This is a genomic window from Tenacibaculum sp. FZY0031 (genome assembly GCF_036350695.1).
Taxonomy (GTDB): domain Bacteria; phylum Bacteroidota; class Bacteroidia; order Flavobacteriales; family Flavobacteriaceae; genus Polaribacter.
This window is the reverse complement of sequence record NZ_JAZDVY010000007.1, coordinates 103,196-120,502: the sequence shown is the minus strand read 5'-3', so window position 1 is coordinate 120,502 and position 17,307 is coordinate 103,196. Positions and strand designations below refer to the sequence as shown.

Sequence of the window (17,307 nt, the reverse complement as noted above, 5' to 3'; positions counted from 1 at the left end):
TTTGTGTATATATTCGTTCTTTATTTTTCACAATTTTTTCAATTGTGATTTTACGATTATAAAGTGCTGATTTTTAATCAGTAACAGCAATTAAAATTGCAGTATTGAAACAGTTAAGTTTCAAAAATAATATTTTTAATTAAAAATAGCATCTCTTTTGGCAACGATAAATACTACTGAAAGAATTAACTTCGCGTCATCGCAGTTAGGAGCTGATTATCCAGATTTTTTAGATATTCAGGTAAAATCTTTCCAAGATTTCTTCCAATTGCAAACTAAAGCTGAAGAGCGAGGAGAAGAAGGTTTGTATAAAACTTTCATGGATAACTTCCCGATTACAGATACACGTAATCAATTTGTATTAGAATTTTTAGACTACTTTGTAGATCCACCAAGATACAGCATCCAAGAATGTATAGAGCGTGGATTAACCCACAGTGTACCTCTAAAAGCACGTTTAAAATTATATTGTACCGATCCAGAACACGAAGATTTTGAAACAATTGTTCAAGACGTGTATTTGGGTACAATTCCTTATATGACAAACTCAGGTACCTTTATTATTAATGGTGCAGAAAGAGTTGTAGTGTCACAATTACACCGTTCACCAGGTGTATTCTTTGGGCAATCTTTCCACGCTAACGGAACCAAATTATACTCTGCAAGAGTAATTCCATTTAAAGGTTCTTGGATTGAATTTGCTACCGATATCAATCAAGTAATGTATGCTTATATTGATAGAAAGAAAAAATTACCAGTAACAACGTTATTCAGAGCCATAGGTTTTGAAAGAGATAAAGATATTTTAGAAATCTTTGATTTAGCTGAAGAAGTAAAAGTTTCTAAAGCAGGATTAAAGAAGGTATTAGGGCGTAAATTAGCAGCAAGAGTATTAAAAACTTGGCATGAAGATTTCGTAGATGAAGATACAGGAGAAGTTGTATCTATTGAACGTAACGAAATTATTTTCGACCGTGATACTATTATAGAAAAAGAACACATTGATGAAATAATTGAAGCAGGTGCAAAAACTGTCTTACTACACAAAGAAGACAATCAGCAAGCAGATTATGCCATCATTCACAATACATTACAAAAAGACCCTACTAACTCTGAAAAAGAGGCTGTAGAGCACGTATATAGACAATTGCGTAATGCGGAACCACCAGATGAGGAAACTGCAAGAGGAATTATTGAAAAATTATTTTTCTCAGAGCAGCGTTATAGTCTAGGGGAAGTAGGACGTTTTAGAATGAATACAAAACTTGGTTTAGATGAAGATTTAGATCAAAAGGTATTAACTAAGAACGATATCATTACCATTATCAAGTATTTAATTGAGTTAATCAATTCTAAAGCTGAAGTAGATGATATCGATCACTTATCTAACCGTCGTGTTAGAACTGTTGGAGAACAATTAGCAGGTCAGTTCGGTGTAGGTTTGGCTCGTATGGCACGTACAATTCGCGAAAGAATGAATGTTCGTGACAACGAAGTATTTACTCCAATCGACTTAATTAACGCAAAAACTTTATCATCAGTAATTAACTCTTTCTTTGGTACCAACCAGCTATCTCAATTTATGGATCAAACCAATCCATTAGCAGAGATTACTCATAAGCGTCGTTTATCGGCTTTAGGACCTGGAGGTTTATCACGTGAAAGAGCAGGTTTCGAGGTACGTGACGTTCACTATACTCACTATGGTCGTCTATGTCCAATCGAAACACCTGAAGGACCAAACATTGGACTTATTTCTTCTTTAGCCGTTTATGCTAAGGTAAACAATATGGGGTTCATTGAAACACCATATAAGAAAGTAGCAGAAGGGAACGTATTAGGAGAAGAACCTATATATTTAAGTGCAGAAGAAGAGGAAGGAATGAAGATTGCTCAATCTAATTTACCAATAGCAGCAGACGGTAAGATAGAAAGCGATAGAGTAATTGCACGTGAAGAAGGTGATTTCCCTGTTGAAAGCCCTGAAGCAATTAACTACATGGACGTTGCTCCAAATCAAATTGCTTCGATTTCAGCATCGTTAATTCCTTTCTTAGAACACGATGATGCAAACCGTGCATTGATGGGATCAAACATGATGCGTCAAGCAGTTCCATTATTACGTCCTGAATCTCCAATTGTAGGTACAGGTTTAGAACGTAGAGTAGCAAAAGATTCTCGTATCTTAATCAACGCAGAAGGAGCTGGTGTTGTTGAGTATGTAGATGCCAACAAAATTACAATTAAGTATGATAGAACAGAAGAAGAGCGTATGGTAAGCTTCGATTCTGATGAGAAATCTTACGACTTAATTAAGTTTAGAAAAACCAACCAAGGTACAAACATTAACCTAAAACCAATTGTAAAAGTAGGTGATAGAGTTGAAGAAGGACAAGTACTTTGTGAAGGATATGCAACACAAAAAGGAGAATTAGCTTTAGGTAGAAACATGAAAGTAGCCTTTATGCCTTGGAAAGGGTATAACTTTGAGGATGCGATTGTGATTTCTGAAAAAGTAGTTCGTGAAGATATCTTTACTTCTATTCATATTGATGAATATTCATTAGATGTTCGTGATACAAAATTAGGAGCTGAAGAATTAACTAACGATATTCCTAACGTTTCTGAAGAGGCTACAAAAGACTTAGATGAAAATGGAATGATTCGCATTGGAGCAGAAGTAAATCCTGGTGATATTTTAATTGGTAAAATTACACCAAAAGGAGAATCTGATCCAACTCCAGAAGAAAAGTTATTACGCGCTATCTTTGGTGATAAAGCAGGAGATGTAAAAGATGCATCCTTAAAAGCGTCTCCATCATTAAGAGGAGTTGTAATTAATAAAAAATTATTCAAACGCGCAGTAAAAGATAAGAATAAGCGTGCCCGTGATAAAGAAGCAATTGCCTCTTTAGAGGCATCTTATGTGTCTAAGTTCGAGGAGTTAAAAGATGTTTTAGTTGAAAAATTATTCAACTTAGTATCAGGAAAAACTTCTCAAGGAGTGTATAACGACTTAGGAGAAGAAGTATTGCCAAAAGGTAAAAAGTTCACACAAAAAATGTTAAACTCTGTAGAAGATTTTACACATTTAAGTGGAACTTGGACTACTGATAAAGACTTAAATCAATTAGTTGTAGAATTAGTTCACAACTACAAGATTAAAGTAAACGATTTACAAGGAGTTTTACGTCGTGAGAAATTCACAATTTCTGTAGGAGATGAATTACCAGCAGGGATCTTAAAGCTTGCTAAAATTTATGTTGCTAAGAAACGTAAATTAAAAGTAGGGGATAAGATGGCAGGACGTCACGGAAACAAGGGTATTGTTGCCCGTATTGTGCGTCAAGAAGATATGCCTTTCTTAGAAGACGGAACACCAGTAGATATCGTATTAAACCCGTTAGGGGTACCATCGCGTATGAACATTGGTCAGATTTATGAAACGGTTCTTGGATGGGCAGGTCAAAAATTAGGGCAAAAATATGCGACACCTATTTTTGACGGAGCAAAAATAGATCAAATCAATGCTTTAACTGATGAAGCAGGAATTCCACGTTACGGACATACATATTTATATGATGGAGGTACTGGTAAACGTTTCGATCAGCCTGCAACGGTAGGAGTAATTTATATGATTAAGTTAGGTCACATGATTGAAGATAAGATGCACGCACGTTCTATCGGACCTTACTCATTAATTACTCAGCAACCATTAGGAGGTAAAGCTCAATTTGGAGGTCAGCGTTTTGGTGAGATGGAGGTATGGGCACTTGAAGCATACGGTGCCTCAAGTATCTTACGAGAAATCTTAACTGTTAAGTCTGATGATGTACTAGGTAGAGCGAAAACTTACGAGTCTATCGTTAAAGGAGAAGCAATGCCAGAACCAGGTTTACCAGAATCATTTAATGTATTAATGCACGAACTTAAAGGTTTAGGATTAGACGTTAAATTAGAAGAATAATCACAGTGAAATGTCTCAGAGTGTAAGCTCTGAGGCAAATCATTTTTTCAATATCAGTCTTATTATAAGACATTTATTTTTAATTCGAATCCATTATCATGGCAAGAAAAAACGAAAAATACACTGTTAAGAAGTTTAACAAAATTTCAATAGGTTTAGCATCACCTGAGTCTATTTTAGAGGCTTCTAAAGGAGAGGTGTTAAAACCAGAAACTATAAACTACCGTACACACAAACCAGAAAGAGATGGATTGTTTTGTGAGCGTATCTTTGGTCCTGTAAAAGACTATGAGTGTGCGTGTGGTAAATATAAAAGAATTCGATATAAAGGTATCGTTTGTGACCGATGTGGTGTTGAAGTTACTGAGAAAAAAGTACGTAGAGATAGAGTAGGTCATATTAACTTAGTAGTACCAGTTGCACATATTTGGTACTTTAGATCATTACCTAACAAAATGGGATACCTTTTAGGGTTACCATCTAAGAAGTTAGATATGATTATTTACTACGAACGTTACGTAGTAATTCAACCAGGTATTGCTAAGAATGCCGAAGGAGAACCATTGCAAAAAATGGACTTCTTAACTGAGGAAGAATATTTAGATATCGTAGATGAGCTTCCACAAGAAAATATGTACTTAGAAGATACTGACCCTAATAAGTTTATCGCTAAAATGGGGGCAGAGTGTTTAATTGATTTATTAGAAAGAATCGATTTAGACGAGTTGTCATATCAATTACGTCATAAAGCAAATACTGAAACTTCTAAGCAACGTAAAAACGAAGCATTAAAACGTTTAAATGTTGTTGAAGCATTTAGAGATTCTCAAAAAAACAGAGAAAACAATCCTGAATGGATGATTATGAAGGTAATTCCGGTTATTCCACCAGAATTACGTCCATTAGTACCATTAGATGGAGGTCGTTTTGCTACTTCTGACTTAAATGATTTATACCGTCGTGTAATTATCCGTAACAATCGTTTAAAACGATTAATGGAAATTAAAGCACCAGAAGTAATTTTACGTAATGAAAAACGTATGTTACAAGAATCAGTAGATTCATTATTTGACAACACACGTAAATCATCAGCTGTAAAAACGGAGTCTAACAGACCATTAAAATCATTATCTGATAGTTTAAAAGGTAAACAAGGACGTTTCCGTCAAAACTTATTAGGTAAGCGTGTTGATTACTCTGCACGTTCGGTAATTGTTGTTGGACCTGAATTAAAATTATACGAATGTGGATTGCCAAAAGATATGGCAGCTGAATTATACAAACCTTTCGTTATTCGTAAGTTAATCGAAAGAGGAATTGTAAAAACAGTAAAATCTGCAAAGAAAATAATTGATAGAAAAGAACCAGTTGTTTGGGATATCTTAGAAAATGTAATTAAAGGACACCCTGTTTTATTAAACCGTGCCCCTACCTTACACCGTTTAGGTATTCAAGCTTTCCAACCAAAATTAATTGAAGGAAAGGCAATTCGTTTACACCCATTAGTATGTACGGCATTTAACGCCGATTTTGATGGGGATCAAATGGCGGTTCACTTACCATTAGGACCAGAAGCAATTTTAGAAGCACAGTTATTAATGTTAGCTTCTCATAACGTTTTAAACCCTGCAAATGGAGCACCAATTACGGTACCATCTCAGGATATGGTTTTAGGGTTATACTATATGACAAAAGAAAGAAAGTCAACTCCAGAAGTGCCTATTAAAGGTGAAGGATTAACTTTCTATTCTCCAGAAGAAGTAACGATTGCTTATAATGAAGAGCAAGTAGACTTAAATGCTGGAATAAAAGTAAGAACTAAAGATTTTAACGAGAATGGTGAGTTAGTAACTCAATTAATAGAAACTACAGTTGGTAGAGTATTATTTAACGAAGTAGTACCTGAACAAGCAGGGTATATTAATGAGGTATTAACAAAAAAATCATTACGTGGAATTATTGGTAATATCTTAAAAGTAACAGATATTCCATCAATAGGTAAATTCTTAGATGATATCAAAGGAATGGGATATACGTTTGCCTTCCAAGGTGGTTTATCGTTCTCATTAGGAGATATCATTATCCCGGAAGAAAAACATACCATGATTGCTGAAGCGAACGAAGAAGTGGATGGAATTGTAATGAACTATAACATGGGTATGTTAACGCAAAAAGAGCGTTACAATCAGGTAATTGATGTTTGGGGATCTACCAACAACCGATTAACTGAATTATCAATGAAGCGTTTACGCGAAGATCAACAAGGATTTAACTCGGTATTTATGATGTTAGATTCTGGAGCGCGTGGATCGAAAGAGCAGATTCGTCAGTTAACTGGTATGCGTGGATTAATGGCGAAACCTAAAAAATCGACTGCAGGAGGTGGAGAAATTATTGAAAACCCAATTTTATCGAACTTTAAAGAAGGGTTATCAATTTTAGAATACTTTATCTCAACGCACGGTGCACGTAAAGGTCTTGCCGATACCGCATTAAAAACAGCCGATGCAGGATACTTAACACGTCGTTTAGTAGATGTATCTCAGGACGTTATCGTTAACGAAGAAGATTGTGGTACATTAAGAGGATTGGAAGTTTCTGCCTTAAAGAAAAACGATGAAATCGTTGAACCTTTAAGTGAAAGAATTTCAGGACGTACCGCATTATATGATGTTTATGCTCCAACTACCGATGAGTTATTAGTTGAAGCAGGAGAGTTAATAACTCCAGTTTTAGCTGATAAAATTGAAGCTTCAGGAGTAGATAAAGTAGAAGTTCGTTCGGCATTAACATGTGAATCTGAAAGAGGAATTTGTGAGAAATGTTACGGACAAAGTTTATCAACTGGTCAAAAAGTTCAACGAGGTGAAGCTGTCGGCGTAATTGCGGCACAGTCTATTGGAGAACCAGGTACACAGTTAACATTACGTACATTCCACGTTGGAGGGGTAGCAGGAAACATTTCTGAAGACAATAAGTTAATTGCTAAATTCGACGGTTCTGTAACAATTGATGATTTACGTACTGTAAAAGGGAAAGATTCAGCAGGAGAAGAAGTTGATATTGTAATTTCTCGTACTGCAGAAATTAAGATTACTGATAAGAAAACAGGCATCGTATTAAGTACTAACATTATTCCTTATGGTTCTATCATCTTTGATAAAGATAGAAAGACAATTAAGAAAGGAGATGCAGTATGTCAATGGGATCCATTTAACGGAGTTATTGTTTCTGAGTTTGGTGGAAAAGTTAAGTTTGACAACTTAGAGCAAGGAATTAACTACTCTGTAGAAATAGATGAACAAACAGGTTTCCAAGAAAAAGTAATTACAGATTCTAAGAATAAGAAGATTATTCCTTCTTTAATTATCGAAGACGCTGATGGTAATGCATTACGTTCGTATAGTTTACCAGTAGGAGCACACTTAATGGTAAGTGATGGAGATAAAGTAGAAACTGGTAAAACTTTAGTTAAGATTCCTCGTAAGTCTGGTAAAGCAGGAGATATTACAGGAGGTTTACCACGTGTAACAGAGTTATTCGAAGCGCGTAACCCTTCTAACCCAGCTGTCGTAGCACAAATTGATGGAGTTGTATCGTTTGGTAAAATTAAGCGTGGTAACCGTGAAATTATTATCGAATCTAAAACGGGAGAGATTAAGAAATACTTAATTAAGTTATCTAATCAAATATTAGTTCAAGAAAACGACTTTATCAAAGCAGGAATGCCATTATCTGATGGCGCTATAACTCCTATTGATATCTTAAATATTAAAGGACCTTCAGCTGTTCAAGAATACTTAGTAAACGAAATTCAAGAAGTATATCGTTTACAAGGGGTGAAAATTAACGATAAGCATTTCGAAGTTGTAGTACGTCAAATGATGCGTAAAGTTAGAATTATTGATTCAGGAGATACTTTATTCTTAGAGAATCAATTAGTTCACAAAACGGATTTCATCAAAGAAAATGACGCTATTTACGGAATGAAGGTTGTTGAAGACTCAGGAGATTCTGCAAACTTAAAACCAGGACAAATAGTTACAGCTCGTCAATTAAGAGATGAAAACTCTTTATTACGTAGAGAAGATAAAAACTTAGTAGTAGCACGTGATGCACAACCAGCAACAGCTGAACAGGTATTGCAAGGTATTACAAGAGCATCGTTACAAACGAAGTCATTTATCTCAGCTGCATCATTCCAGGAAACAACTAAAGTATTAAATGAAGCCGCTGTAAACGGTAAAGTTGATACCTTAGAAGGATTAAAAGAAAACGTAATTGTTGGTAAGCGTATACCAGCAGGTACCGGAATGAGAGCTTACGAAGACATAGTAGTTGGACCTAAGGATGAGATTGAACAAAGCTTATAAAAACGTAAGTTTATAAATAATATCAAGGGTTTAGAGTTCTTAGAACTCTAAACCCTTGTTTTTTAAATACCTAATATTAAAACTTAATTATGGAAGATACTAAGAAAGAGCCGCAATTAAATATAGAGTTAGATCAAGAAATAGCAGAAGGAACGTATAGTAATTTAGCTATTATAAATCATTCAGTATCTGAGTTTATAGTAGATTTTATTAATATCATGCCAGGGGTTCCTAAAGCAAAAGTAAAATCAAGAATTATTTTAACTCCCCAACACGCTAAACGTTTGTCAAAAGCGTTAGCAGATAATATTCGTAAGTTTGAACAAGCACATGGAGAAATAAAAGATTATGAGCAACCACCAATTCCAATGAATTTTGGAGGAACCACTGGGGAAGCTTAAAACAAAAAAATCGTCTATTCAGACGATTTTTTTGTTTTAATAATATTTTTAGGTTTTAAAAACCTTCTGAAAGCTCTTTTAAAGCTTTTATATCGGTTATAAAGATTTCTTTTCCTTTTAAATCAATTAGTTTTTTCTTTTTAAATTCAGAGAGTAAACGAATAGCACTTTCCGTAGCTGTTCCTATAATATTAGCCATGTCTTCTCGAGATAAATTGATATTTATAGAGCCATTTTCGTTTTTGTCAAATTTAGCATCTAAAAGTAAAAGAGTAGCAGCTAAACGTTGTTTTACGGTTTTTTGAGCCATATCTACTATAACATCATCTGCTTTCTTTAAAGAATTGGCCATTTTCTTTAAAATGCCCATAGAAAAGTTAGAGTTGTTTTCTAAATCTCTAATAATTTCTTCTTTAGGAATAAAACATACTTCCATATCATTCACGGCAATAGCTTTTAAATTGGAAGCTTCATTATTAATCAAACTTCGCTCTCCTAAAATATCTCCTTTTTTGATTAAATGAATAATTTGGTCTCTACCATTATCACTCATTTTAGACACTTTACAAACACCGTCTTTAACACAAAAAACACCATTTATGTATTCGCCTTCATCAAAGAGAATTTCTCCTTTTTTTATTTTTTTAGACGTTTTACACCCTGTTATTCTTATCAATTCATCTTTTGTTAAAGCCTTCAAGGAATTAAATTCCCTGATGATACATTGCTCACACTTACTCATAGATATGCCCTTTTTTTACTAATCAAATATACGGAAAACCTGACAATTATCATGTTTTAATTAGAGATGTTATCAGACATTTGTACTAGGCAAAAGAGTAAATATGGAAAGCACAACATGTTTTCATTGTGGTAACGAGTGCGACACAAAAACAATTACAATAGAAGATAAATTCTTTTGTTGTAACGGCTGTAAAACGGTTTATGAAATTTTTTCAGAAAACGATTTAACTTGTTATTACGATTTTCAAAACAACCCAGGAGCAATACCTGAAGAGATACAAGGAAAATATGATTTCTTGGATAATGAATCTATCGTAGATAAACTATTAGAGTTTAACGATGGCAATGCACAAGTGGTAAATTTATACATTCCACATATACATTGTAGTTCCTGTATCTGGGTATTAGAAAACTTACATAAACTACAAGAGTTTGTATCTTCATCTCAAGTTAATTTTCCTAAGAAAACAGTACGGATTACATATAATTCCGAAAAAACATCCCTTAAAGAAATAGTATTACTATTAAGTTCTATTGGTTATGAACCTTATATAAGTCTTGAAGATTACGAACTAGGAAAAAAGAAGGTAGATCGTAGCTTAATTTATAAGCTAGGAATAGCAGGTTTTGCTTTTGGAAATGTTATGTTTTTATCATTCCCAGAGTATTTTGAAGTATCAGAATACTGGTTAGAGCAATACAAAGGAATCTTCCGTTGGTTAATGTTTATATTTTCGTTACCTGTAGTGTTTTATGCTGGAGTTGATTATTTTATTTCAGCATACAAAGGAATTCGCTCTAAAATTTTAAACATTGATGTTCCTATTGCTCTAGGAATTTTAGTGCTATTTGTACGTAGTACAGCTGAAATTGTGTTGGATTTAGGAACAGGCTTTTTTGATAGTTTAACAGGGTTAGTGTTCTTCTTACTATTAGGAAAGTTTTTTCAACAAAAGACCTATAACTTTTTATCATTTGAACGTGATTATAAATCGTACTTTCCAATTGCAGTCACAAAAATAACAGCGGATAAAAAAGAAGAAAACACACAAATCTATGATGTTAAAAAAGGCGATAGATTGCTAATTAGAAACCAAGAATTAATCCCTGTTGATGGAATTTTAATTAATGGAGAAGCGAAAATAGATTACAGTTTTGTTACAGGCGAGGCTGTTCCTGTGAATAAAAAGTCAGGAGATAAATTATTTGCCGGAGGAAGGCAACTGTCAGGAAGTATAGAAATGGAAGTGTTAGCTTCGGTTTCACAAAGTTACTTAACACAGTTGTGGAGTAATGATGTATTTCAAAAAGATAAAAATTCATCGTTTAAAACATTAACCGATAAAATCAGTAAAAACTTCACCATTATTGTATTGTCGATAGCGTTTTTGTCTACAGCGTTTTGGTTATCCTATGATTCAAGTGTAGCATTAAACGTATTTACGTCAGTACTAATTATTGCATGTCCTTGTGCCATAGCCTTAGCAGCACCGTTTACCTTAGGGAATATCTTACGAATCTTTGGAAGAAAGAAATTCTATTTAAAGAATGCTACAGTAGTAGAACAATTAGCAGCTATAAACTCAGTTATTTTTGATAAAACAGGTACGCTTACCACCAATAAAGAGAATACGATAAAATATGAAGGTGAAGATTTAAATAAAACCCAAAAAGCGATATTAAAAAGCTCATTAAGAGCCTCAAATCATCCCCTAAGTAGAATGTTGTACGCTTCTTTAGAAGAAGCAATGTTACCCGTTGATGATTACCAAGAATATATAGGAAAAGGAATAGAAACAAGCTATCAGCAAACAAAATTAAAAATAGGTTCGTCTTCTTTTGTAAAAAATGCAGAAGAACAAGTAAACTTAGATACTTCGGTTCATATTAGTGTAAACAATGAATATAAAGGAAAGTTTGTGTTTAAGAATGCTTACAGAAAAGGAGTTGAAAACTTGTTCTCAAGTTTAAATAAAAAATATGAACTATCTGTAGTTTCTGGAGATAATGAAGGAGAAAAAAAGTTTTTAGAAGAGTTATTGCCTGAAGAAACAACGTTTTTATTTAATCAAAAACCGCAAGATAAGCTACATTATGTAGAGGAGCTACAAGAAAAAAACAGAAGTGTATTAATGATTGGAGACGGACTAAATGATGCAGGAGCGTTAGCTCAAAGTAACGTAGGAATAGCCTTATCAGAAAATATCAATGTGTTTTCACCTGCTTGCGATGCTATTTTAGACGCTACAAAATTTAGTGAAATAGGAAACTATGTAAAAGCATCACAAAAAGCGATAAAAATTATTAAGTATTGTTTTTTATTATCTTTAATGTATAATGTTGTTGGACTTTATTTTGCGGTAACGGGGCAGTTGATGCCAGTAATAGCAGCTATTTTAATGCCGTTGAGTTCAATTAGTGTAGTAGTATTTACAACAATAGCTACCAATATGTTAGGTAGAAAAATAAAATAAAAAAGATGCAGATTAATAAATATATAGATCATACTTTATTAAAAGCTACAGCAACTAAAGCAGATATAGTAAAGCTGTGTAATGAGGCCAAAAAATATAACTTTTATGCAGTTTGTGTAAATGGATGTTATGTAGAATTGGCAGCCAAAGAGTTAAAAGATTCGGATGTAAAAATAGCAGCTGTAGTAGGTTTTCCTTTAGGAGCAATGACGACCAAAACTAAAATTTTTGAAGCCAAAGAATGTATAAAAAACGGAGCTTCTGAAATAGATATGGTTATCAATATAGGTAAGTTGTTAGAGGGTGAAGAAAATTATGTAGAAAAAGAAATTCGATTGATTAAAGAAGAAATAGGAGAAAATATATTAAAAGTAATTTTTGAAAACAGCTATTTATCTAAAGAGCAAATAACAATCGCAAGTCAAATTGCAGTAGAAGCTGGGGCCGATTTTGTAAAAACATCTACAGGTTTTGGTACTGGAGGGGCTACTTTCAAAGATGTAGCGATAATGGATAGTATTGTAGATGGAAAAGCACAGATAAAAGCAGCTGGCGGTATTAGAGATATCGAAACAGCTAAGAGGTATATAGAAATGGGGGTAACTCGTTTAGGAACTTCGTCAGGTGTTTTATTAGTAACGAGTGGTGTTTCAGATCAGAATCAGTATTAAAATAAGTTTTTAATAATTCAAAATCTAAAAGAACAAAGAATGAGCGTACATATAGAAGCAAAGAAAGGAGAAATAGCAGAAACTGTTTTATTACCAGGAGACCCTATGCGCGCAAAATGGATAGCAGAAACATTTTTAGAAAATCCAGTTTGTTATAACGATGTTCGAGGTATGTTAGGATTCACAGGAACCTATAAAGGAAAACAAATTTCTGTACAAGGAACAGGAATGGGAATTCCGTCTGCATTAATTTATGCTCATGAGTTAATTACAGAGTACGGAGTTAAAAATTTAATAAGAGTAGGTTCAGCTGGTTCTTATCAAAAAGAAGTAAGAATTCGAGATATTGTTATTGCTATGGCGGCATCAACAAATTCAGGATTGAATACCATACGTTTTAACGGAGCTGACTATGCGCCAACAGCAAGTTTTGAACTCTTCCAAAAAGCTATTGAAGCAGCGAAGCAAAAAGGAATTGCATTAAAAGCAGGAAACATTTTAAGCTCAGATGAGTTTTATGCCGATGAATTTGAAAGCTATAAAAAGTGGGCAGATTATGGAGTACTTTGTGTTGAGATGGAAACAAATGGATTATATACTGTTGCAGCAAAACACAAAGTAAATGCACTGTCAATTTTAACCATTTCAGATAGTTTAGTTACTGGAGAAAGAACAACCGCTGATGAAAGAGAACAAACCTTTAAAGAAATGATTGAAATCGCTTTAGAATTGGCTTAATGTCACCTCGAGCGTAGTCGAGAGGTCTCACAATTTTAACTTAATACATATGAAAAATTCACTTATTCAAAAATATAACATTCCAGGGCCAAGATATACGAGTTATCCAACTGTTCCGTATTGGGATAACGATAGTTTTTCAAAAAAAAAATGGATTAAAACTTTTAAACAATCATTTATAGAAAGTAATTCATCTGAAGGAATTAGCTTATATATTCACTTACCATTTTGTGAGAGTTTATGCACGTTTTGTGCATGTCATAAACACATAACAAAGCGTCATGAAATGGAAGATCCGTATATAGAGACAGTTTTAAAAGAATGGCAGTTATATGTTGATTTGGTAGAAGAAACCCCTGTAATAAAAGAAATTCATTTAGGAGGAGGGACACCAACATTTTTTTCAGAAAAACAATTAAAAAGATTAATTGATGGGATTTTTATCAATGCAGAAAAACATCCCAATCATGAATTTAGTTTTGAAGGGCATCCAAACAACACCACAAAAGAACACCTACAAACCTTGTACGATTTAGGGTTTACACGAGTAAGTTTTGGAGTGCAAGATTACAATCCAAAAGTGCAAGAAGCAATTCATAGAATACAACCTTTTGAGAACGTACAAAACGTACATAATTGGGCAAAAGAAATAGGGTACTCATCTATCAGTCACGATTTGGTATTTGGACTTCCATTTCAAACAAAAGAAAATGTAATACATACCATTAATAAGACAAAAGAGCTAGAACCTGATAGAATTTCGTTTTATAGTTATGCGCATGTTCCGTGGGTAAAAGGAGTTGGACAACGAGGATTTAATGAAGATGACTTGCCTAAAAATGAAGAAAAACGAGAGTTGTATGAAATAGGAAAGGAGTTGTTTGCAGAAATGGGGTACATAGAAATAGGAATGGATCATTTTGCTTTGCCAACGGATAGCTTATATAAAGCCACAGAAAAGAAAACGTTGCACCGTAATTTTATGGGCTATACCGCCAACAAAACACAATTAATGATTGGTTTAGGAATGTCGTCAATCTCTGATTCTTGGTACGGGTTTGCACAAAATGTAAAAACGGTAAAAGAGTATGAAAGCGTTGTAAACGAAGGAGAAATTCCTGTGTTTAGAGGTCATATATTGTCTGATGAAGATTTGATTATCAGAAAACATATTTTAAATATCATGTGTCATTTTTCCACTTCGTGGGAAGAAGACTCATTACACATAGAAAATATAGAAACACCTATAGAAAAATTAGAAGAAATGATGGCTGATGGTTTGGTTTCTATTGAAGGGAGTAAGTTAACCGTTCCAGAAAAAGCAAGACCCTATGTACGTAATATCTGTATGGCATTCGATAAGAAGTTACACGAAAAGCAACCTGAAACCAAACTGTTTTCAATGACTATTTAAACAGCGAATAACTCGAAGAAAAAATCTTCGAGTTATTTTATGAAAAAAAAATGAAACATGACAAAAGTCATATTTTAAGAAAACCTTCACAAGTATCTTTGAACTATAATTATCAGGCAAGATATGAGCGTTATTTACTTACTACTATCACTAAGTATTTTGGTGGCTATTATTTTCTTTATAGCATTTATTGTTTCAGTAAAAAAAGGGCAGTACGATGATTCGTACACGCCATCGGTTCGCATGTTGTTTGATGATGAACTGGTAAAAGAAGAAACAAAGAACTAACAATTAACAATAGATATTAAATTCAAATAGATTATGGAAATGCAACAATTTTATTACGATAATAAGATCGTAAAAAAATTCATCTACGCAACCTTACTATGGGGAATAGTAGGTTTTTCAGTAGGATTGTTATTGGCTTTTATGTTTTTATTCCCAAATTTAACAGACGGTATTTCGTGGTTAAGTTTTGGGCGTTTAAGACCATTACATACGAACGCAGTAATTTTTGCATTCGTAGGAAATGCCATTTTTGCAGGAGTTTACTACTCACTACAACGATTGCTGAAAGCCCGTATGGCAAGTGATTTTTTAAGTAACTTTAACTTTTGGGGATGGCAGTTAATAATTGTTGCAGCAGCCATAACACTTCCGTTAGGGTATACCACTTCAAAAGAATACGCTGAATTAGAATGGCCAATCGATATTGCCATAGCACTAGTTTGGGTAGCTTTTGGTGCTAACATGATTTGGACAATCTTACAAAGAAGACAACGCCATTTATATGTAGCAATTTGGTTTTATTTAGGAACTTTTGTAACCGTAGCGGTATTGCACATTTTTAACAGTTTAGAATTGCCTGTAAGTTTCATGAAAAGTTATTCAGTGTATGCAGGAGTTCAAGATGCATTAGTGCAATGGTGGTACGGGCACAACGCAGTAGCCTTTTTCTTAACCACTCCGTTTTTAGGGTTAATGTATTACTTTGTTCCTAAAGCGGCTAACCGTCCGGTATATTCATATAGGTTATCTATTGTACACTTCTGGTCGTTAATTTTTATCTATATCTGGGCAGGACCTCACCACTTATTATATACCTCATTACCAGATTGGGCTCAAAATTTAGGAGTAGCATTCTCTGTAATGTTAATAGCACCATCTTGGGGAGGTATGATCAACGGATTATTAACACTTCGTGGAGCTTGGGATAAAGTAAGAGTAGATCCAGTATTAAAATTCATGGTAGTTGCAATCACAGGATATGGTATGGCAACGTTTGAAGGACCAATGCTATCGTTAAAGAATGTAAATGCAATTGCACACTTTAGTGATTGGATTATTGCTCACGTACACGTAGGTGCCTTAGCTTGGAACGGATTCTTAACTTTCGGTATGTTGTACTGGTTAGTGCCAAGAATGTTTAAAACAAAACTATACTCTACAGCATTGGCAAATTTCCATTTCTGGATTGGAACTTTAGGGATTATCATGTATGCACTACCAATGTATGTTGCAGGATTTGTGCAAGCTTCCATGTGGAAACAGTTTAATCCAGACGGAACCTTAACCTATGGTAACTTCTTAGAAACAGTAAACGAAATTATTCCAATGTATTGGATGCGTGCTATTGGAGGAAGTTTATTTATCCTTGGAGCATTTGTAATGTTATACAACATTGTTAAAACGGTAAGATCAGGAAGTGGAGTAACAGATGAATTAGCAGAAGCAGCAGCATTAACAAAAGTATCTAAATACAGAACTTCTAAAGAAGGATGGCACACTTGGTTAGAAAGAAGACCTGTAAAATTAACGATCTATGCTACAGTAGCAATTTTAATTGGAGGGGTTGTTCAAATTATCCCAACGTTATTAGTGAAATCTAATATCCCTACAATAACAAGCGTACAACCTTATACTCCACTAGAATTAGAAGGTAGAGATATTTATATCCGTGAAGGATGTGTAGGTTGTCACTCACAAATGGTACGTCCATTCAGATCGGAAGTAGAACGTTATGGAGAATTTGCAAAAGCAGGAGAGTTTGTATACGACCATCCATTCTTATGGGGTTCTAAACGTACAGGACCAGATTTATTAAGAGTTGGAGGAAAGTATAACGATAGCTGGCACTTAAATCATATGTATGATCCACAAAGTACATCGCCAGGATCTATTATGCCAGCATACCAATGGCTAGTAAGAAATAAGTTAGATAAGAGTGATACCGAAAGCAAAATGAAAGCAATGGTTAGCTTAGGAGTTCCTTATACAGAAGAAGATATAGCCAATGCGCAAACAAGCATGGAAGAACAAGGAACTAAAATTCAAGAGAACTTATATGCAGATCCTGATTTCAAAACGAATTATGAAGCAGATAAAAAGTATGCTCAGGAAAACGGACAAACTTTCATAGAAATGAAAGATAGAGAAATTGTAGCCTTAATCGCTTATTTACAACGATTAGGTACCGATATTAAGATTAAAGATGTGGAAGACCAATTAAGCACTAAAAACTAGAA

The 17,307-nt window shown here is 34.0% G+C and carries 10 protein-coding genes; 9 read left to right on the top strand and 1 reads right to left on the bottom strand.

The window, feature by feature from the left end; translation table 11 throughout:
- The first annotated feature begins 157 nt into the window (after positions 1–157).
- From rpoB to V1T75_RS11195, 3 genes are all read left to right on the top strand, one after another.
- A complete protein-coding gene (rpoB, locus tag V1T75_RS11205) occupies positions 158–3,967 on the top strand; it encodes a DNA-directed RNA polymerase subunit beta (RefSeq protein WP_330488627.1) in 3,810 nt (1,269 codons plus the stop codon).
- Positions 3,968–4,065: 98 nt separating this feature from the next.
- On the top strand, positions 4,066–8,340 hold the full coding sequence (gene rpoC / locus V1T75_RS11200) for a DNA-directed RNA polymerase subunit beta' (RefSeq protein ID WP_330488626.1): 4,275 nt from the start codon (positions 4,066–4,068) through the stop codon (positions 8,338–8,340).
- Positions 8,341–8,429: 89 nt separating this feature from the next.
- Positions 8,430–8,741, top strand: coding sequence for a DUF3467 domain-containing protein (locus V1T75_RS11195; RefSeq protein ID WP_417799852.1), 312 nt, complete (start codon positions 8,430–8,432; stop codon positions 8,739–8,741).
- A 55-nt stretch (positions 8,742–8,796) separates the two neighbouring features.
- On the opposite strand, the gene V1T75_RS11190 is transcribed toward V1T75_RS11195, so the two are convergent.
- Positions 8,797–9,417: a Crp/Fnr family transcriptional regulator gene (locus V1T75_RS11190; RefSeq protein WP_330488625.1), complete on the bottom strand. Its 621-nt coding sequence runs from the start codon at positions 9,415–9,417 to the stop codon at positions 8,797–8,799.
- A 169-nt stretch (positions 9,418–9,586) separates the two neighbouring features.
- Here V1T75_RS11190 and V1T75_RS11185 point away from each other — a divergent pair, with 169 nt between their 5' ends.
- The 6 genes from V1T75_RS11185 to ccoN all read left to right on the top strand — a co-directional run bounded on the left by V1T75_RS11185 (position 9,587) and on the right by ccoN (position 17,305).
- Positions 9,587–11,959 carry a heavy metal translocating P-type ATPase gene (locus tag V1T75_RS11185; protein ID WP_330488624.1) on the top strand — a complete coding sequence of 791 codons (2,373 nt, stop codon included), beginning with the start codon at positions 9,587–9,589 and terminating at the stop codon, positions 11,957–11,959.
- A 5-nt stretch (positions 11,960–11,964) separates the two neighbouring features.
- A complete protein-coding gene (deoC, locus tag V1T75_RS11180; RefSeq protein WP_330488623.1) occupies positions 11,965–12,630 on the top strand; it encodes a deoxyribose-phosphate aldolase in 666 nt (221 codons plus the stop codon).
- A gap of 39 nt (positions 12,631–12,669) precedes the next feature.
- Entirely contained in the window at positions 12,670–13,368 is a 699-nt protein-coding gene (gene deoD, locus V1T75_RS11175) for a purine-nucleoside phosphorylase (protein WP_330488622.1), read from the top strand.
- A gap of 49 nt (positions 13,369–13,417) precedes the next feature.
- Positions 13,418–14,782, top strand: a complete 1,365-nt coding sequence (gene hemN / locus V1T75_RS11170; protein WP_330488621.1) for an oxygen-independent coproporphyrinogen III oxidase — start codon at positions 13,418–13,420, stop codon at positions 14,780–14,782.
- A 123-nt stretch (positions 14,783–14,905) separates the two neighbouring features.
- The gene (ccoS, locus tag V1T75_RS11165) at positions 14,906–15,070 is read left to right on the top strand and encodes a cbb3-type cytochrome oxidase assembly protein CcoS (RefSeq protein ID WP_073184498.1); all 165 of its coding nucleotides are present in this window, start codon (positions 14,906–14,908) and stop codon (positions 15,068–15,070) included.
- A gap of 33 nt (positions 15,071–15,103) precedes the next feature.
- Complete coding sequence (ccoN, locus tag V1T75_RS11160; protein ID WP_330488620.1) at positions 15,104–17,305, top strand: cytochrome-c oxidase, cbb3-type subunit I; 2,202 nt, start codon at positions 15,104–15,106, stop codon at positions 17,303–17,305.
- Positions 17,306–17,307: the final 2 nt, after the last annotated feature.

Excerpts from the sequence above, each read along its gene's own strand:
- V1T75_RS11185 (WP_330488624.1), top strand. The coding sequence starts at position 9,587 with ATGGAAAGCACAACATGTTTTCATTGTGGTAACGAGTGCGACACAAAA.
- ccoN (WP_330488620.1), top strand. The coding sequence starts at position 15,104 with ATGGAAATGCAACAATTTTATTACGATAATAAGATCGTAAAAAAATTC.
- ccoS (WP_073184498.1), top strand. The coding sequence starts at position 14,906 with ATGAGCGTTATTTACTTACTACTATCACTAAGTATTTTGGTGGCTATT.
- deoC (WP_330488623.1), top strand. The coding sequence starts at position 11,965 with ATGCAGATTAATAAATATATAGATCATACTTTATTAAAAGCTACAGCA.
- rpoC (WP_330488626.1), top strand. The coding sequence starts at position 4,066 with ATGGCAAGAAAAAACGAAAAATACACTGTTAAGAAGTTTAACAAAATT.
- hemN (WP_330488621.1), top strand. The coding sequence starts at position 13,418 with ATGAAAAATTCACTTATTCAAAAATATAACATTCCAGGGCCAAGATAT.
- deoD (WP_330488622.1), top strand. The coding sequence starts at position 12,670 with ATGAGCGTACATATAGAAGCAAAGAAAGGAGAAATAGCAGAAACTGTT.
- V1T75_RS11195 (WP_417799852.1), top strand. The coding sequence starts at position 8,430 with ATGGAAGATACTAAGAAAGAGCCGCAATTAAATATAGAGTTAGATCAA.